The following is a 19,115-nucleotide window of genomic DNA, read 5'->3' on the forward strand; positions in this document are numbered from 1 at the left end:
ATGTGGAGTTTGGCAGGAAAGGAATTAAGTAGCCGCTTACTATTGGGTACTGCATGTTATCCTTCATTAGAGCATATGCAGCAAGCGATTGATAATTCGGGTACAGAAGTTATTACGATATCAATTAAGCGTCAGACTTCTGCAGGAATAGGTGGAGAATCTTTTTGGCAAGCGGTAAAAAAATTAGATTGTCATCTTCTACCGAATACAGCCGGCTGCCGTAATGCAGATGCTGCGATTTGCACAGCTGAAATTGCAAGAGAATTATTTAATACACCCTGGATAAAACTGGAAGTAATAGGTGATGACTATAATTTGCAGCCTGAACCTTTTGAACTAATCAAGGCAGCCAGGGCTTTGATTGACAGAGGATTCGAAGTTTTTCCTTATTGCACTGATGATTTGGTTTTATGTCAAAAACTGGTTGATGCAGGCTGTAAAATTTTAATGCCCTGGGGAGCTCCTATAGGCTCAGGTAAGGGTTTAATTAACCCATATGCTTTGGAAACCTTGCGTTATCGATTTCCTGATATCACATTAATCATTGATGCGGGTATTGGTAAGCCATCTCACGCTGTACAGGTGATGGAATTAGGTTTTGATGGTGTGCTTTTAAATACTGCCGTCGCTCTTGCCAATCATCCTGCGATCATGGCAACTGCATTTCGCCATGCCGTTATTGCAGGTTATCAGGCTTTTACAGGAGGAATGATGCCTGCTAGAAATGTAGCACACCCAAGTACTCCATTAATTGATACTCCATTTTGGCATCAGGTAAGCAGTTTATGAAAAAACCCATTGTTTGGACAATTGCCGGTGTTGACTCATCCGGATTAGCTGGTATCCATGCTGACATGGAAACATTTAGTAACTTGAATGTCAGGGCTTGTTCTGCCATCACCGCGGTAACCGCACAAAATGCTCACTCAATTTTTGCAGTAGAAGCGATATCCGGTGACCATGTTGCTGCTCAATGTAGTGCTCTGAAATTAAATTTTAAGCCCGATGCTATTAAAATTGGTATGTTAGGTTCTACTTCAAGCTGCGAGAAAATTATTTCCTTTTTAAAGGATTACGAAGGGTTTGTTGTTCTTGACCCAATAATTACCTCCTCCTCAGGAGCAGACTTGTTTTTTTCAGATTTAGAGGAGCACAAAAAAAATCTAATTAAATTGTTTCCCTACGTTACTATTATTACTCCTAATAAGATAGAAGCAGAAACCATTTTAAATCGGAACATTTCTTCTTATCAGGATGTAATAAACGCAGCCACTGATCTGCTATCAATGGGAGCTAAGCAGGTTTTACTGAAAGGAGGACATGTCAAAGATAATTTATTCAGTCAAGATTACTGGACCGATGGGAAAGAGTCGTTTTGGATTGCAAATTATCGTTTTCCTGAAACAAATTACCGTGGGACAGGTTGTGTTCTTTCTTCAGCACTCACAGCTTGTCTTGCGCTTGGTTATTCAATGAAAGACGCTATCGTTATTGCTAAAATGTATGTCAATCGTGGAATACGTCAATCCATTGAGATTGATAAGGAGACTTCTCAACTATTTCATGATGGTTGGCCGGAAGACGAGGTAGATCTCCCCTATTTATCGCCAAGACCTTTAATTAAACTAATTCCTTCATTTAAAAAATGTTCTATGGGTTTTTATCCCATTGTAGATAGTAGCTACTGGCTAGAAATATTATTGCCATTGGGAATTAAGTACATACAGTTACGAATAAAGGAAGCTCCTCAAGACCAGTTAGAAGAAGAAATAAAACGGAGTGTCCTTTTGGCAAATCAGCATAATGCCACATTATTTATTAATGATTACTGGGAGCTTGCTATTAATTATGGTGCTGCAGGAGTTCATCTCGGGCAAGAGGATCTGGAAAATGCTGATATCGATAGAATTAATCAATCAGGATTGCTTTTGGGTGTAAGCACACATTGCTACTATGAAGTTGCCAGAGCCCATGCTCTTAATCCTTCCTATGTCGCTTGCGGCCCCATTTATGAAACAATCAGCAAAAAAATGCCTTTTCAAGCTCAAGGAATCACACGACTTGAACGTTGGCGAAAAACACTTCGTTATCCATTGGTTGCCATTGGCGGCATAACTTTGAAGAATCTTTCTGATGTCTTAAAAACCAAAGTTGAGGGTATTTCAGTGATATCCGCCATCACAAAAGCACCAGAACCCTTAGTCGCAGCCAAACAATTTTTAACTCAAATGAATGAATCCTATAATGAATAAATCAAATTTGGTAATGAGCGAATTAATCCGTTATTCTCAACAAATCAAGATGGAAGAAATTGGTTTGGCAGGACAAGAAAAACTTAAAAATTCTCGCGTGTTATGTATTGGGCTTGGCGGATTGGGTTCTCCACTTTTAGTTTATCTTGCAGCAGCAGGTGTTGGAGTTTTAGGCATTGTTGATGATGACATTATTGAATTAAGTAATTTACACAGACAGATTCTTTATAATCATACTCATATTAATAAAAAAAAGGTTGCTGCAGCAAAAGAGCAACTTCTGGCTATTAATCCATTGATTCAAATTGAATCTTACTCCAGAAGATTAACAGAAGAAAATGCGGCTGAGATAATTAGCCAGTATGACATCATTGCAGATGGATCCGATAATTTTTATACGCGATATTTAATTCACAGTATTTGCTTTGAGTTGGAAAAACCCTATGTTTATGCTAGTGCCTCACATTTTCAAGGGTATTGCTCTATATTCCACGGCAAACAAAACCCCTGTTTCCATTGTGTATTCCCAATTTCCATAAACGATACCAATATGCCCAGTTGTGAGGGCAGCGGGGTCATTGGTACTTTACCTGGGTTGTTAGGCATTATTCAGGCAACAGAAATAATCAAATGGATACTACAAATAGGCAATCCATTAAATAAACGCTTGCTTGCTATTAACTTGCTAACCATGACCTTTAAGAACATCATTATTTCAAAAAATCCCGATTGTGAGTTTTGCATTCAAAATCAGCCAATTAGAAAACTAATCAATCCTATGAATTGTTCAACTCAAATCGATTCAAGCCATTATAGAATAACTCTTGACGAATTTTATAAATTATATACAAATAAGAACAATATTCATCTAATCGATGTTCGTAGTATAAAAGAACATCAAATACAGAATGTAGGAGGCATTGTGCTTCCTTTAGATGAATTGCCTCAGCGCTTACATGAACTAAATCCTAATCAGCTTATTATTTTGTATTGTCAGACAGGTAAGCGAAGCAAGATAGCTTTAGATATACTTCTCAAGTCTGGATTTGCTTCTGTAAAATATTTAGAGAATGGTTTAAAGGGAATAACTGCGGATTGGTAATAAAGAAAATGAAATTTAGAATAGCTTGTTTTTACCTTCGGCAATATTATTTAGCAGATAAGCTAGCCGACATCCAGCCAGAAGTATCTGTTTTTCTGTGATGTTTTGAGTATTTAATTGATATTGCTTAGGGGGCACTTGATAAGCTGAAACCTTATAAACTTTAGTCAAAGCCAATTGGTGTGATGCATTAATCCATTGTCGCGGATTGTTTTCTTTAGTAGCTGATTGGCAAGACCATTTCTTTTCTAATTGCCTTGCCTTATTCTTAATCTGGAAAAATTTCCCTTGACCAATCAAAATACCACCGCCATTATCCCAATATTGATGCAAATTATTCCCAATAGAATTTTTACCTAGCTGAAATAAATTTCCACCCAAATCACCATTAGGTAATTTTTTACTTACCTTTGTAACGGTATGCAAAGGCTGATGAATATCTCCGACCAGATGTACCAATATGCGTAAGCTCAATTTTTTATCAGCAATACTGGCTTTATTGGAAGACAGCACAGCAATCGCCTGATTAATTCCCCAGAGCGCATTAATATCTGATAAAGCTGGCAATGCCGTTTCATCCCTGGAGAATGGAATATCAATGTAATGTAAAGCATCAAACCAATGAACATCATGTGCTCTTATGGAGTCTAGCCAGGAAGCTGATTTTACAAAATTGATATTAAACGATGTTTTGGTTTTTGAATGTGAATATAAATTACACATACGCTTGGATTGAGGTGTCAAATTATCGTATGCGATTTGGGCTACCAGTTGGTGCCCTATCGCATTCCACGAATAACCAGCATTAGTTATAAATAAAAAAAACAACAGGAATAAGTTTCTTATCATTTTTAACTCAGGTAAGGGGACCAAGCCGGCTCCTGAACATCGCCTTCACGAGCAGGAAGTCTCATTCTAATTCGCCCATCAATTGATACAATGCCTAAAACCCCTCGGTCCTGATGACGAGTAGCATAAAGCACTAACCGACTATTTGGAGAGACTGATGGGGATTCATCAAGGCCAGAAAAAGTTAAATTGGAAATCGGGCCACCATCTGTGTTTTGTACACCAATATTAAATTGTCTGTCTTCCCTGTGCAGCATGACAATGTGCTTCATATCTGGAGTATAAGAGGCGCGGGCATTATAATTGCCTTCGAAAGTGACTCGGTTTATCTGGCCATCAGCCAATGATAAACGATACACTTGAGGCGACCCTCCCCTTCCTGAAGTGAACAATAAACTGCGACCATCAGGAGAATAACGTGGTTCTGTATCGATAGAATTACCAAAAGTTAGTTGTTTCATAGCACCACTGCTCAAATCAACATCGTAAATTTTGGGTGTACCGCTTTTGGATAACACAACTGCCAGATGACGGCCGTCAGGTGACCATGCGGGAGCTCCATTAATCCCTGGGAAGCTCGTAATTAAACGACGCTGACCTGTTTCAACAGAGACAGTAAAAATTTCAGCTTTTTTCTTTTCAAAAGAAACATAAGATATGGATTTACCATTGGGTGACCATGAAGGTGACATAATAGGTTCTGAAGAGACGAGTAAGCTTTGAGGATTGTGTCCATCTGCGTCTGCAACCTCCAGGGAGTAGCGAGACCTTCCACCACTTCTTTGCACTGAAATATAAGCTATCCTTGTGGAGAATATTCCCCTTTCCCCAGTCAGTTTTTGGTATACCTCATCACTAATATGATGAGCTAAAGCCCTTACCTGATTGGCATTGATTTGGAAAGTTTTTGTCAACAAAATATTGCCATTAGCTACGGCATCAGCCAGAGTAAAACTCACTTCAATCCGGTTCCCAACTTGATTAACTCGGCCAGTAACCACACTGTCAGCTCCCAGTTGACGTAATGTATTCACAGAAGATTGAGAATTCGCTCCTTGTGGCCCAGAGATAATTTTAAACTGTCCTGATATAGTTAAATCATTCTCTATGACACCCCCTATTTCTTTAGCCGCCGCGTCTGAGCCAAAAGAATTGATGGCTATTGGCAGGGCTGAATTAATTCCTTGAGTTAGTTCCAAATCAAGAGCAATCACTTGACCAGTAAATAACAGCAAGAAAAGTGAAATAATTCGATTCAACACGAGCTTTACCCCCTAACTTGTTCTGGACGAACGGTTAAACTGATATCGCGAAACAAATTAAATGTTTCAGCGTCTTTAGGCACGGGAAGCGGCGAGGCCTTGTATATTGCTGTTTGTGCTGACCTATCTAACAAAGGATCACCACTACTGCGAGTTAGAGACACTTCCAGTACAGTTCCATCAGGAGCAAGACGTATCCTGAATTGGCTCGACAGAGAACTGTCAACATTTTCAGGTAAAATCCAGTTGCGTCCGATCGCATTGACAATAAGTGCCTTATATTTATCAACTTCACCAGCTATTCGTGCTTGTCTTTCCGCATTTTGGGCTGCCTGTTGGGCAGCTGCTGCTTCGGCCTGTCTTTTTCTTTCTATTTCAGCTTTTTCTTGTTCTGCGCGGGCTTTCTCCGCTTTCAGCTTTTCAGCTTTCGCTTGTTCTGCTTTAAGTTTCTCAGCCTTCTCTTTTTCTTCTTGTTTTTTCTTGTTGAGCTCGGCAAGTTTTTTCGCTTCCAACTCCCGTTGTTTAGCCAATTTTTCGTTTTGTTTCTTTAACTCTTCGATACGTTTAGCTTCTAACGCTTTTTGCTCAGCCAATTCTTTTAACCGTTTTTTTTCTTCTTCAGCTTGTTTTTTTCTGGCAATTGCAATTTTATTCGCCTCTTCCTTCAATCTTGCAATTTCTTGCTGCTCTTTGATTCTTTGTTGTTTGGCTGCCTCAGCTTGCCTTAATAATTCCTTTTGTCGGTTGAGTTCCGCTTTCTTTTGTTGTTCGCGTTCTTGCTTCAAACGATTCACTGTTTTCATTATTTCTTTATTATCGACACTGACCGCTTTTACTACCTCCTGTTGAGAAATAGTTGGTTGTATCATACCAGGAGAATTTTTAGACTCCATGGTTAACACAGGTCTTTTGCTGCTATTATCTGTTAAAAGCAATACAACTAAAAAAAGATGAAGTATGACAGCAAAAAGAAATGCTTTTCTGTAGGTAAGATCACTTATCATGCTCGCCCCTCTTCTCCTGCTTCGGAGTCAGTAAGCAATCCAACTTGCTCAGCGCCTGCTTGCTTTAAGAGTGCCATCGCTTGGACAACTTTCCCGTAAGCAACACCCTGATCTCCCTTAACAAGCACATTAAGTTTTTGGCCTGACTGTTTGGCTAACTCCAGTTCTGCAGCAACTCGTACTAATAATGCCTGAGCTTCAATAGGCTCTGTTGGTGTGCTACTAATATTTAAAAAATAACTGCCTAATTGATTCACTGAAACAATGATGGGTTCTCTGTCAGCGGCCTGTAAAGTTTGACTGGCTGCCTTGGGCAGATCTACTGTAACACCTTGTGTCAGCATTGGAGCTGTAATCATAAAAATAACCAGTAAAACCAACATAACATCAATGTATGGCACTACATTAATTTCTGAGATTGGACGTTCACGATTGGTTTTAGATCGATTCATTTTAAGTCTTATCCTCTAGGTGAACCAGAAGTTTGTTGTTCAATTAAAGAAATTAGTTCTTCTTGAAATAAATCATATTTATTCAGCAAAGTATTGGCGCGCGTCGTATATCTGTTGTAGGCAATAACCGCTGGAATTGCAGTGAATAGTCCTAAAGCTGTAGCTACCAGTGCTTCTGAAATACCAGGCGCTACCATTGCAATAGTCGCTTGTTGAGCATGTCCCAAAGCCTGGAATGATGTCATTATACCCCAAACTGTGCCAAATAAACCCACATAGGGAGAAATAGATCCTACTGATGCAAAAAAAGGTAAATGTTGTTCCAGCTTTTCTGCTTCTTTGGCATGACTTATCTGCATGACTCTTTGTATAGGCTCAATAGCTACCGCACCTTGTTTTCTACAACGGACAAATTCTTTAAAACCAGCGTGAAAGATAGCAGCAACGCCTTGTCTCTCATCACTATTGCTGTCTACATCAGCATATAGTTTGCTTAAGTCTCCGCAATCCCAAAATCTTCTGGTAAAAGCATCAGTCATTTGTTTTCTACGATTAAAAAACCATGCTCTTTGGAAGATTAATGTCCATGAAATTACTGAAGCAATTAACAATATCAGCATAACGGACTTTACTACCAAACCCGCTTGCATAAAATACATGAGTACATTTGCTTGATTAGCCACCATTAATCTCCATACTGAAAGGTTTAGTTATTCATTTCTCATAATATTAGGTAGTCGTTTGGGTTTTAAATTTCTACCAACGCAGACTACTTGAACACTAGCCCTACAAATTAATTGTTTATGTTGATTAGATATCTCTTGGTTAAATAGAAAACTACACGCTCTAAATTCTTTAATTTCTGTTCTAATTGTTAAGTGATCATCTAACTTGGCCGGAAAGACATATTTTATTGTCAGTTCATGAATCGCAAATAAAACATCTGATTTTACGAACTCACTTAGAATTAAATCGTTTTGTCTTAATAATTCAGTTCGAGCTCTTTCCAAATAACAAAGGTAGTTAGCATGATAAACAATCCCCATATAATCAACATCTTCTGCATAGACTCTAATGTTATGCTGATGATTTGATATAAAATTCATGAGTTATTCCTGCTCGATCGCGTTAAAACCAAAATGCTGATATGCTTTCGAAGTGGCTATTCTACCGCGAGAAGTGCGCATTAGAAAGCCTTGTTGTATTAAAAATGGCTCCAAAACATCCTCAATAGTTCCTTTCTCTTCGCCAATAGCAGCTGCAATGCTATCTATGCCTACTGGACCACCGTTGAAATGCTCTATCACTGCTAACAATAATTTTCTATCCATTAAATCAAATCCATGTTGATCAACTTCAAGCATTTCCAAAGCTTGTTGGGCCATATCAACAGTAATGATGCCATTTCCTTTCACTTCAGAATAATCTCTTACTCTTCTTAACAGGCGATTAGCAATGCGTGGTGTTCCTCTTGAACGTAATGCAATTTCTCTGGCTCCTTCCGGTTTTGTAGGGACACCAAGCAAATGCGCAGAGCGAGCTACAATCCGGGTAAGCGAATCAACAGAGTAATACTCCAATCGTTGCACTATACCAAATCTATCCCTTAATGGCGAGGTAAGTAATCCTGCTCTTGTTGTAGCTCCAATCAATGTAAAAGGAGGTAACTCCAATTTAATAGATCGTGCTGCCGGCCCTTCTCCTATCATGATATCCAACTTATAATCTTCCATAGCCGGATAAAGAATTTCTTCTATAACAGGACTTAGTCTATGAATTTCGTCAATAAATAGTACATCATTTTGTTGTAAATTCGTCAATATAGCAGCAATGTCACCTGCGCGCTCAATCACTGGCCCAGAAGTTTGTCTGATATTAACTCCCATTTCGTGAGCTATGATATTCGCTAAAGTAGTTTTGCCAAGACCAGGTGGGCCAAAAATAAGAACATGGTCTAAAGGATCGTTTCGCTTTTTTGCCGCATTGATAAATATCTGCATCTGTGAACTTACAGAATCTTGTCCTACGTACTCACTCAAACTAAGCGGCCTGATAGCTCTATCTATGGCTTCTTCTGAGACAATACTTTGACTACTGATTAGGCGATCACTTTCGAGCATAAGAGGTTTTGTCAGGTTCATTCGAATGAAAGCATTTTAACATATGTTTATCTAATAGCAGATCTTTGTAAGCTTATTTATTTAATAATTAAATGGAATTGAGGATTTATAATTTTATAGGGATCACAAAGCATGGTTCTCATTCACAATATCCATAAGCTGTTTCCGAGCTCTAAATATACGAGAGCGCACAGTTCCTATGGGACAATGCATTTCTTTTGCGATATCCTGATATGTTTGTCCATCAAATATATGCCGACCATAACATAATCGCAGCTCTTCAGATAAACATAACATTGCCGCTTCTAGTTGTTTCTCAAACTCTAGCCCAATTATCTCTGATTCCGGAGAATTATAGGGTGTAGAAAATTGCTCATCCATATATTGTATTTCTGAATCAATATGAAAATTATTGGTGCGAAAATAATTTTTAATAGTGTTTTGAGTAATTTTATATAACCAGGTTGAAAACTGACTGCGCTCATTAAATAAGGGTAAATGTCTAAATACTTTGATAAGAACTTCCTGAGTCAAGTCATTGACATTTGTCCAATCATGAGTATAAAAATAAATCATTTGTCGAATTTTATCTTGATAGCGCTCAAATAGTTTATCATAGGCCAGCCCATTACCTTTTTGAGCCAATTCAATCAGTGATTCATCGCTTAAAGAGGTTTCAATATTCATAACTTCCTCATTATTCCTTTATTTGTTATTACGTTCGAATATGACAAAGCCTAATCAATGCCTGGTGGATTTATTTTAATCATTATGTATTATTATATACTACTTTTTATTGCTGTTTAGGTGTAATAATCGCAATTGATAGCTAGGTATCTGATCATTAAATAGAATTAACAACTGATTTTTTTTATCTGAAGATAATCGGATCACCTGGAATAGCATATTGTGAACAAGAATTCTTAGCTCGTCATAATGATGGACAGTACCATCAATTGTTTCTAGTAACCACGTATGATTTTGTAAATATTTAATTTCTTTAATTCTTTGGCAAACACTTTGGTTAGTTACATCATTTTTAAATTGAATAATAATAAGAAAAGTTAAGGCACCTTCTATTAACACAGGTAAGGAAGAATATAAAATTAATGCAATGGTGCACAAATAAAGAATAGTAATTAATCGAAGATATACTTTGGATTTACCTGGATTAATCACTGTTTCTGATGAATGATACAATTTCAAGCAACTCTTTTTCGGGCTTCTCATGCCCCATTAGCCAGGCATATAAGTTAGGGTCATTATGAGTTAATAAATTATCAAATGCTTTTAACTGACTTTCTGTAAGTCGATCAATCTCATTGGTTATGAATTTCTGCAAGACAAGATCAAGCTCTAGCATTCCTCTCCTGCATTTCCATAATAACCGCGACTTTTCTCTGTTGTCCACAATGGATTTCCTCTGTTATCTCACGATAAATTCAACATAATTCTAATTACTCAATAATTAATATCTGATTTTGAGAGACCAAATGATACACTACTCCGTATTATAAACAACATCACTGATCTTGATATGAAAACTATTTTAGAACATTTAGTGAATAATAGGTCTTTCACAACATTCCACTCTATAGAGTCTGAATTATTATTAAATAAGCAGAAAAACTATCTTTTTGACTTATCTTATATGGGAGTCATCGATTTATTTGGAGAGAAATCAATAGATTTCCTGCAAGGGCAATTCACTTGTGATTTACGATTGGTATCCGATGCTTCAATGATTCAGGGGGCCCAATGTAATCTTAAAGGGAGAATTCTTTCCTTGTTGGATATTATCAATTGGCAAGGAATAAAATTAGTTCTACCCAAGGATTTAATTGAACTCACTCAAAATTCATTAAACAAAGCAGCCCTACTTTCTCGTGTTAAAATTACTACAAATAATAGCTATAAAGTTTTAGGTTTTTATTTACAGAATGATAATGATCAAATACCTCGGTTATTACCTTTGCCCAACGAATCATATGCTCTATCTTATACAAGTCATGGTTGTGTTTATCACTTAGGTAAAGGATTCTATATCTATTTAATTCATTCAGATTATTATGATAGTTTTTGCAAGCCCTTTATTGAAAATAATCAATTACTCGGTTCATTAACCTGGCATACCCTTAGACTGTTTAATAATCAAATTGATATTTATCCTAACTCCAGAGGACTCTTTTTACCACATAGAATCGGCTTGCATCAGACTTCATATGTCAGTTTTGATAAAGGATGTTATAAGGGCCAGGAGATCATCGCAAGAACTCACTATAGAGCGACTCTTAAACATGAATTAAAGAAATTTATTATTCAGACAAATAATGAATTGCATTCTGGGCAAAAGTTATTTAAATCGGATGAAGATACAGAGATTGGCGAGTTAATTGATTATTCTATGCTTGGTCAAAATCGATATTTGGTTGCTGCAAGTATACTAAAAGAAAGTTTTTCATCTGTCTACCTGGAAGGTGACAAATTTCCAATCCAATTGGAAGAAAAAATTGAGCTTGAGTCTTGAAATTCAAGCTCAATTTTTCAAAAGTACGGAGCTATTTTCTTTTTCCAGGCAACATACTCCTTAGGACATTGTCTTTATCAATAAAATGATGCTTAATTGCACCCAAGATATGTATTGTAATGAAGGCAATCAAAATCCATGCGATAGTTTCATGGCATTCAGCCATTAATTCGGCCAAAGATTTATTAGGTTCTATCCAAGGTAATGGTGCTTTAAACAGGCCAAAGTAACTTGGAGTTCTGTCTGCTGCAACCGACATGATCCATCCACTCAATGGCATAATGATCAAGAGTATATAAAATCCATATTGTACAAATCTCGATAAAAATTTCTCCCAATTCCTAACAGAGGCTGGTAAAGCAGGTTTTCCCTTGGCATGGATCCAAATAAACCTCAAAATCATCAAAAAAAGAATAGTAATTCCTGTTGATTTATGAAGCATATAAGCAACTCCCTGAAATTGCTCAGGTATTTCATCAAGAAAAAAACCTGCAATTAGCATGACAATAACTGCTAATGCAATGACCCAATGAAATAATTTGCTCAGTGGTGAATATTCTGAAGCAGTATTAGTCCCCATTTTATTTAACTCCTTTCATTTCAAAAAGCTTCTTCCATTTTTAAATTGGATTGTAAAGTCGTTTGGGTTAAATCAAGCAGCTCTCTTGTAGCAACTAAAAACATAGTATAGTTCAAAGCTGTACTTGATTTCAGAGCCGTCAGAATATGATTCCACCGATCAATTAAAGAAACGTGGGTCTCCCCCCATCTTGTTAATCTTGCTTGAAAATCTTTATTATTAGGTTCAAAACCCATTATCGCTGCTGTTAACTGACGTTGTTGCCAATCCAAATCATCACGCAGTGCCTCTCGAGATAAAGACTCCCAATGATTTTCTGTAGTGTGAACAATAATTTGGGTTCTAAGCCAGGCTACATCAAGAAATTCGCCAATACCAAAATATATTTCAGCTACTTTTGGTATTTTTATATTTTCCTCATAGGCAATTTCTATAATATCTGTTGCAGCAAACAAACCTCGAGTCACTGTTAATTCATGGGCAAGTTGAGGTGGGATCCCTTCTTTTATCCGCTCTTGATAATGTTCCTCATATTGAATCCGACCTGTTTCGCCAAAGACTGCAGGCATGGATTTTTTCAGTTCATCAACCCCTTTTGCATATAACTCTATTGCTTGAGTAATACTCATCGCCCTTCGATGGGTTCTTAAAAACCACCTTGTCACCCTTCTGGATAGTCTGACATACAACATCATCATATCAACTTGAGCTTGTGCACTGATTCTTGTACCAAGTTCTTCAATTTGTTTCCATATCGCTTCCAAATTTAAGACACTTCTGGCAATCATATACGCTCTGACAATCGCCGAAACAGAGGCTCCGGTTTCATCTTGTAATCTGTAAACGTAGGTAAAGCCCATTTCATTGACAATAATGTTACTTAAACGAGTAGCAATTATCTCCCTTCTTAATGGATGATCTTGCATTTGTTTACTGAAACGCTCTTGCAGAGGCTTGGGGAATGAACCAATAAGTATCTGATTCATATAATCCTCTTCAGGAACTTCAGAAGCCAGAATTTGCTCTTTTAGTATGGTTTTGCTGTAACACATAAGAACAGCAATTCCAGGTTGAGTTAATCCTTTCCCCATTAATTTATGTTCCATAAGAACTTTTTCATCAGGTAAAAACTCTAAAGTTCTATCAATTTTGCCTGTTTTTTCTAATTCGTTAATATACCTTCCATGTAATTCAATTGCTCTTAGGGCTTGAGAAGCAGTTAAGCTAATAGCGCGGGTTTGTAGGAAATTATCTCTGAGCACTAATTTGGCTACTTCATCAGTCATATTACTTAAGAGCTCATTTCTTTGTTTGGGAGTAAGATCTCCGGCGGTTACAACATTATTCAATAAAATCTTAATATTAACTTCCTTATCTGAGCAATTAACCCCTCCAGAATTATCTATGAAATCTGTGTAGACTTTGCCACCGTGTAAACTATACTCCACTCGTGCTAACTGGGTTAATCCCAAATTACCTCCTTCACCTATCACCTTACATCTCAACTGATTGGCATTAACGCGAGTTGCATCATTTGTTCGATCACCTACGCTGATATTACTTTCAGTGCTTGATTTGACATAAGTTCCAATTCCAGCGCTCCACAGTAAATCCACATCGGCTTTTAATATTGCTTTAATCAGATCATTAGGTTCAATTGAAGTTTGTTTTATTCCAAATACTTTCTGCATTTCCGGACTAACAGGGATTGATTTTGCACTGCGGGAAAAAACGCCACCCCCTTTGGAAATGAGTTTTTTATCATAATCCGTCCAGTTAGATCTTGGAAGATTGAATAATCGCTCTCGCTCTTTAAAACTAGTTTCAGCGTCAGGATTAGGGTCTACAAATATATGAATATGATTAAAAGCACCTACAAGCTTGATATGCCTGGACAATAACATTCCATTTCCAAAGACGTCCCCAGCCATATCTCCTATACCAACTACTGTGAAATCATTGTTTTGGATATCCCTGTTCAATTCATAGAAATGACGTTTAACAGATTCCCATGCCCCTTTAGCTGTAATCCCCATTTTTTTATGGTCATAACCAACAGACCCTCCTGAGGCAAAAGCATCTCCAAGCCAAAAACCATATTCCTGAGAAATTGAATTGGCAATATCAGAAAATGTTGCAGTGCCTTTGTCTGCAGCGACTACAAGATAAGGATCGTCTTCGTCATAAAAAACAACATTTTGGGGTTTTACAATTTGTCCTTCTTTATAATTGTCCGTTATATCCAGTAAACCTCTTATAAAGAGTTTGTAACAGCTGATTCCCTCCTCCATTATTTCTTCACGAGTAGCATTAGCAGGTATCTGTTTGGGGACAAAACCACCCTTCGCCCCACTAGGAACAATCACGGAGTTCTTTACCTGTTGTGCTTTCATCAAGCCAAGGATTTCAGTCCTGAAATCTTCACGTCTGTCTGACCAACGTAAACCTCCTCGAGCTACTTTGCCACAACGTAAATGCACCCCTTCAAATCGTGGCGAGTAAACAAAAATTTCAAACATAGGGTATGGCTTTGGAACACCAGGAATGAGTTTACTGGACAATTTTATAGAAATATAATTCTTAGGGTTACCCTGAGCATCTACTTGATAAAAATTGCTACGAAGAGTGGCGCCAATTGCATGGACGTATTGTCTTATAATTCTGTCTTCATCAAGATTAGCTACATTATCAAGATCAGACAAAATTTCAGCGACGAGCGCAACGTATCTATCCTCTCTTTTTTTGGAGTCATGAGGATTACAGCGAATTTCGAATAATCTGACCAATTTCTTGGCAATCCTTACATTATTATTTAGCGCTGTTTCCATGTAATCCTGACTAAATGTAAATCCTATTTGCCTGAAATATTTTGCATAGGTTCTTAATACAGCAACTTCCCTCCAATTTAATCCGGCAGCTAATACCAATAAGTTAAAACCGTCATTTTCTGCATCACCAAACCATACTCTGGCAAATGCATTTTGAAATAACTCTTTTATTTCATCGATATTAAATTCGCTTTCTTTGTTGTATTGCATGGCAAAATCATTAATCCATGCTACCTTGCCGTCTTCAAACTTCAAAACATAAGGACGTTCACTGATTGCTCTTAAACCAAGTTTTTCCAGGATAGGCAATACATCAGACAAGGGAATAGTCGTGTCGTGCTGATAAACCTTTAGCCTGAAACTTTTCTCAGATTCATCCAATGGCTTATAAAAATTAATACCGAGCGGATTTTCCGAGCTTAGCATTTCAATATGCTTGATATCATAAACAGCCGTTCTTGGTGAAAAAGTATCAGAATAAGAAATTGGAAACGCATTTTTATACCGAGAGTAAAGAGCATTGGCTTGTTCTTCCCCATAGACTTCATGTAAATGATGTTGCAAATCATCAATCCATGATCGCCCCACTTCAATCAGTTTTTGCTCTATTGCTTTTAGATCAAACTCAGGCAAGTTTTTGGGATTGACTCTTACTATAAAATGAATTCTGGCCAATACGGATTCGGAAAATTGAGTGGAGAAGGTAATCTCTTCAGCATTAAAACTGTCTGCTAAAATTTTTTGCATGGCATATCTTAATTCGGTATTGAACCGATCTTTGGGAACATACACCAGACATGAAATAAATCGCTTATAAACATCGACTCTGGCAAACAGACGGATACGTTTTCTATCTTGCATATAGAAAATACCCATAGCTATTTCAAGTAACTCATCCTCAGTGCCTTGAATTAAATCATCTCTTGGAAGAGTTTCAAGTATATTTAATAACACTTTGCCCGCATGGCTATAGGGATTTAAGTTAGAGTTTTTCATAATTAATGCAACTTTATGTCGCAAAAATGGAATATGCTTGGGATTTGTATGATAAGCCGCAGAAGTGTACAGTCCTATAATGCGTCTTTCACCAATCACTTCTCCTTTTTTATTGAAGCGCTTAACGCCAATATAATCGGTATAAGCATCCCTATGAACCGAGGCTAAAGTATTTGTTTTAGACATTACAAGAATGCGGGGTGATGAAATTAAACCCTGTGCTTCTGGCCCCATTGCTGTAATACTTCTTGCACTTGATTTGCTTAGACTTTGACGTAAAACACCTAATCCTGTTTCAGGAATAGGTTGTAAAATAGTTTCCTTTCCTTTTTTAACCAAATCATAATCTCGCAATCCTAAAAAAGTAAAATGATGATCTTCCATCCAATTTAAAAAGGCTTTAGTCTCTTCAATTTCGCTGATATCAATAGTCTTTGGTACAGTATCAAGTTCCTTAATAATTTCTCGTACCTTGGTACGCATTTTATCCCAATCTTCAAATACCGCTCGATTATCTTCAAGAGCACGTTCAAAATTTTTGTGTAACTCGGATAAGGCAGCTGGGTCTGTTTGCCGATCAATTTCTATAAAAATAGGGGCTTCATGTAAAACATCATCATCTATAGAGCCACCATTTCTTGGAAGAATTTCGGTAACTCGGTTATGACTGTCTCTCTTAACCTTTATTCCTCCCATATGAATAGTTAGATGAGATGTTAATCCCATTCTATTAATGACTATCCTCAGAGTATCTACAATAAAGGGCATGTCTTCGCAGATAACTTCTACAACAGTATGTGTGGTTTGCCAACCATGGCGTTCATAGTCAGGATTGTAAATCCTGATTTTTGTCTCATGTGGAGCTCGTTCAGAAATCAAGGACCAAAAATTGACTGCTGCACCATAAAGATCGTCAATTTCCCACTCTCGAAGATCTTCAAGAGCCACGGTCCCATAAAATTGCTTGGCGAATTCAGCGCAAAACTCTGTTTGTTCGCCAGTCATTGTTTGTTTAATTTTTTCAACAACGCTTTCTACTATTACGTCTTTACCTTCTTCAAATTTATAGGACATTCATTTACCCCTTCAGATTCACTTATGCTCCGAGGCATTAATTGTTATTAATCATTGTATGTATACTAAAGTATTCTTTGTTGCCCAAGCTGCCAGCTCAATAATTGCATCATTATTCAGGCGAATGCATCCGTGTGAGCCAGGTATGCCTAGTTGAGTTGTATCTGGTGTGCCGTGAATATAAATGTAACGCTGTAAAGTATCTACCTCTCCACCCTTATTTCGACCAGGCTCTAATCCATCCAATTGTAAAATTCGGGTTAATATCCAATCTCTTTCTGGAAATTGAGTTGCCAATGATTCCGAATAAATCTCACCTGTCCATTCTCTGGCAACCATCACACTATTAATTGGCAGATCAAGGCCAATTATAGAATGTATCTTGTGCCAACCTCTCGGGGTGCATCCACTATTCATTTTTTCACCCACCCCATTTTTTCCGGATGAAATATTATAGTTTGTAATTAAATGATCCTTTTCAAAACAACTCATCTCCTGTTTTTTAATTGAAATAAAAATGAATTTACTATTTTTTACCATGTTTTGAATCACTAATCGCAATTGTTTTGGTATTTACAAACTCTAATATACCTTCTCTTGATAACTCCCTACCATATCCTGAGCGCTTTATTCCTCCAAAGGGAAGTCGTGGATCAGAGGCTACAAAAGCATTAACAAAACAGGTTCCAGCTTCAATTTCATAAGTAGCAATGTGCTCTCCTTTGTTAAGATCTTTTGTAAATACAGCAGCACCCAAACCATACTGACTCATATTGGCCAGTGAAATTGCCTCACTCTCATTTTTAGCAGAAACGATAACAATAACAGGTCCAAATAGTTCCTCATCAAAAGCCGTCATTCCAGGTTTAACATCAGTTAATAATGTCGGTGGGTAGAAGTACCCTTTGCCTTCCGGAATTATACCACCAAGCAATAATTTCGCACCTTGTTTAACAGATTTTTCTACTTGTAAATGCAAATTTTCTCGTAAATCTTTTCTGGCCATGGGTCCCAAATTAATATTAGGGTCCAGGGGATCCCCCATTTTGTATTTACTGATGAGTGCTCTGATTTTCGAAATTAATTCTTTTTCAATCGATTGAAGTGCTATGACTCGTTTGGCTGCAATGCAGACCTGTCCAGTATTATTTAATCGTGAAGCCACAATGCATTGAGCAGCAAGATCTAAATCCGCATCTTCCAGGATCAAATAGGGATCTGAACCGCCTAGTTCCAAAACCGATTTTTTTAAATTTTTACCTGCATTCGCTGCAACGCTTTGACCAGCACGTTCACTTCCAGTTAAAGTAACTGCAGTAATAAATTGATTTTCAATGATATGAGATGCCCCATCATTATCTACAATTAAATGTTGAAATAATGAAGAAGGAAATCCAGCATCCCTGAATAATTCCTCAATTTTATTTCCTGTTCCACTTGATATTGGAGCATGTTTTAAAATAGCACCATTACCCGCCATGATGGTTGGAGCTGAAAATCTGAAAACTTGCCAAAATGGAAAATTCCAAGGCATTATGGCAAATACAATTCCTAGTGGCCTGTAACAAACCTTTGCTGTTTTCATTTCAGTCTGGACGGTTCTTGATATTAAATATTGTTCTGCATTTTCAGCATAATGCTCACATACCCAAGAGCACTTCTCAATTTCAGCACAACCGGCTGTAATGGGTTTACCCATCTCCAAAGCCATTAAATGTGCGAGTTCTTGCTTCTTATCTTTTAATATCTGAGCAAGATTTAGCATTAATGAGCGCCTGATGTCGAATTTAGAGTTTTTCCAATTTAAATAGGCTTCATACCCTAATGCTATTTTCTTGTCTATTGAATCAAAATCCAGACATGTATAGTTACTTAGAACTTCTTCAGTTGCCGGGTTGATAGTTTGAATATTCATTTAATTACTCGATATAATTAAGGTTGCCTATAGTTTAGACCAAATCAGGGCAATTTTTTTATTTTAAATAATTAACCTAACTTGCACTTTGCTTTTGAATATTGATACTATTTTTATTTTAAACGACATTGTTTTAAAGAACAGTAATAAAAAT

The 19,115-nt window shown here is 37.2% G+C and carries 18 protein-coding genes; 4 read left to right on the plus strand and 14 right to left on the minus strand.

Annotated features, from left to right (window positions below):
* The 3 genes from EL201_RS08020 to EL201_RS08030 are packed head-to-tail and all read left to right on the plus strand — an operon-like array spanning window position 1 to window position 3,354.
* Window positions 1–789: a thiazole synthase gene (locus EL201_RS08020; RefSeq protein WP_027221755.1), complete on the plus strand. Its 789-nt coding sequence runs from the start codon at window positions 1–3 to the stop codon at window positions 787–789.
* Window positions 786–2,252 (plus strand): bifunctional hydroxymethylpyrimidine kinase/phosphomethylpyrimidine kinase, encoded by a 1,467-nt coding sequence (gene thiD / locus EL201_RS08025; protein WP_027221756.1) that lies wholly within the window; start codon window positions 786–788, stop codon window positions 2,250–2,252. Before EL201_RS08020 ends, thiD begins: the two co-directional genes overlap by 4 nt.
* The gene (locus EL201_RS08030) at window positions 2,245–3,354 is read left to right on the plus strand and encodes a HesA/MoeB/ThiF family protein (RefSeq protein ID WP_027221757.1); all 1,110 of its coding nucleotides are present in this window, start codon (window positions 2,245–2,247) and stop codon (window positions 3,352–3,354) included. The genes thiD and EL201_RS08030 overlap by 8 nt, the downstream gene beginning before the upstream one ends.
* A gap of 15 nt (window positions 3,355–3,369) precedes the next feature.
* On the opposite strand, the gene EL201_RS08035 is transcribed toward EL201_RS08030, so the two are convergent.
* From EL201_RS08035 to EL201_RS08080, 10 genes are all read right to left on the minus strand, one after another.
* Window positions 3,370–4,203, minus strand: a complete 834-nt coding sequence (locus EL201_RS08035; protein WP_027221758.1) for a S1/P1 nuclease — start codon at window positions 4,201–4,203, stop codon at window positions 3,370–3,372.
* A 2-nt stretch (window positions 4,204–4,205) separates the two neighbouring features.
* Window positions 4,206–5,465 carry a Tol-Pal system beta propeller repeat protein TolB gene (gene tolB, locus EL201_RS08040; protein WP_027221759.1) on the minus strand — a complete coding sequence of 420 codons (1,260 nt, stop codon included), beginning with the start codon at window positions 5,463–5,465 and terminating at the stop codon, window positions 4,206–4,208.
* 5 nt (window positions 5,466–5,470) lie between these two features.
* Window positions 5,471–6,469, minus strand: coding sequence for a cell envelope integrity protein TolA (gene tolA, locus EL201_RS08045; protein ID WP_027221760.1), 999 nt, complete (start codon window positions 6,467–6,469; stop codon window positions 5,471–5,473).
* Complete coding sequence (gene tolR, locus EL201_RS08050; RefSeq protein WP_027221761.1) at window positions 6,466–6,921, minus strand: protein TolR; 456 nt, start codon at window positions 6,919–6,921, stop codon at window positions 6,466–6,468. The genes tolA and tolR overlap by 4 nt, the downstream gene beginning before the upstream one ends.
* A gap of 8 nt (window positions 6,922–6,929) precedes the next feature.
* Complete coding sequence (gene tolQ, locus EL201_RS08055) at window positions 6,930–7,607, minus strand: protein TolQ (protein WP_080272960.1); 678 nt, start codon at window positions 7,605–7,607, stop codon at window positions 6,930–6,932.
* Between the two features lie 24 nt (window positions 7,608–7,631).
* Window positions 7,632–8,027, minus strand: coding sequence for a tol-pal system-associated acyl-CoA thioesterase (ybgC, locus tag EL201_RS08060; protein WP_027221763.1), 396 nt, complete (start codon window positions 8,025–8,027; stop codon window positions 7,632–7,634).
* Window positions 8,028–8,030: 3 nt separating this feature from the next.
* Window positions 8,031–9,041, minus strand: coding sequence for a Holliday junction branch migration DNA helicase RuvB (gene ruvB, locus EL201_RS08065; protein ID WP_027221764.1), 1,011 nt, complete (start codon window positions 9,039–9,041; stop codon window positions 8,031–8,033).
* A gap of 123 nt (window positions 9,042–9,164) precedes the next feature.
* Window positions 9,165–9,728: a sigma-70 family RNA polymerase sigma factor gene (locus EL201_RS08070; protein WP_027221765.1), complete on the minus strand. Its 564-nt coding sequence runs from the start codon at window positions 9,726–9,728 to the stop codon at window positions 9,165–9,167.
* A 99-nt stretch (window positions 9,729–9,827) separates the two neighbouring features.
* On the minus strand, window positions 9,828–10,247 hold the full coding sequence (locus tag EL201_RS08075; RefSeq protein WP_269456675.1) for a hypothetical protein: 420 nt from the start codon (window positions 10,245–10,247) through the stop codon (window positions 9,828–9,830).
* Complete coding sequence (locus EL201_RS08080) at window positions 10,213–10,452, minus strand: FAD assembly factor SdhE (RefSeq protein ID WP_027221767.1); 240 nt, start codon at window positions 10,450–10,452, stop codon at window positions 10,213–10,215. The genes EL201_RS08075 and EL201_RS08080 overlap by 35 nt, the downstream gene beginning before the upstream one ends.
* Window positions 10,453–10,578: 126 nt before the next feature.
* Between EL201_RS08080 and ygfZ the strand changes: the two genes are divergently transcribed.
* Window positions 10,579–11,568: a CAF17-like 4Fe-4S cluster assembly/insertion protein YgfZ gene (gene ygfZ, locus EL201_RS08085; protein ID WP_027221768.1), complete on the plus strand. Its 990-nt coding sequence runs from the start codon at window positions 10,579–10,581 to the stop codon at window positions 11,566–11,568.
* Window positions 11,569–11,599: 31 nt separating this feature from the next.
* Here ygfZ and EL201_RS08090 read toward each other — a convergent pair whose 3' ends face one another.
* The 4 genes from EL201_RS08090 to EL201_RS08105 are packed head-to-tail and all read right to left on the minus strand — an operon-like array spanning window position 11,600 to window position 18,961.
* Window positions 11,600–12,148, minus strand: coding sequence for a cytochrome b (locus EL201_RS08090; protein ID WP_027221769.1), 549 nt, complete (start codon window positions 12,146–12,148; stop codon window positions 11,600–11,602).
* 20 nt (window positions 12,149–12,168) lie between these two features.
* Complete coding sequence (locus EL201_RS08095; protein ID WP_027221770.1) at window positions 12,169–17,046, minus strand: NAD-glutamate dehydrogenase; 4,878 nt, start codon at window positions 17,044–17,046, stop codon at window positions 12,169–12,171.
* Window positions 17,047–17,097: 51 nt separating this feature from the next.
* Window positions 17,098–17,586, minus strand: a complete 489-nt coding sequence (locus EL201_RS08100; RefSeq protein WP_027221771.1) for a L,D-transpeptidase — start codon at window positions 17,584–17,586, stop codon at window positions 17,098–17,100.
* Window positions 17,573–18,961, minus strand: a complete 1,389-nt coding sequence (locus EL201_RS08105) for an NAD-dependent succinate-semialdehyde dehydrogenase (protein WP_027221772.1) — start codon at window positions 18,959–18,961, stop codon at window positions 17,573–17,575. Before EL201_RS08105 ends, EL201_RS08100 begins: the two co-directional genes overlap by 14 nt.
* Window positions 18,962–19,115 lie beyond the last annotated feature (154 nt).

It is taken from the genome of Legionella pneumophila subsp. pascullei (genome assembly GCF_900637585.1).
GTDB classification, from domain to species: domain Bacteria; phylum Pseudomonadota; class Gammaproteobacteria; order Legionellales; family Legionellaceae; genus Legionella; species Legionella pascullei.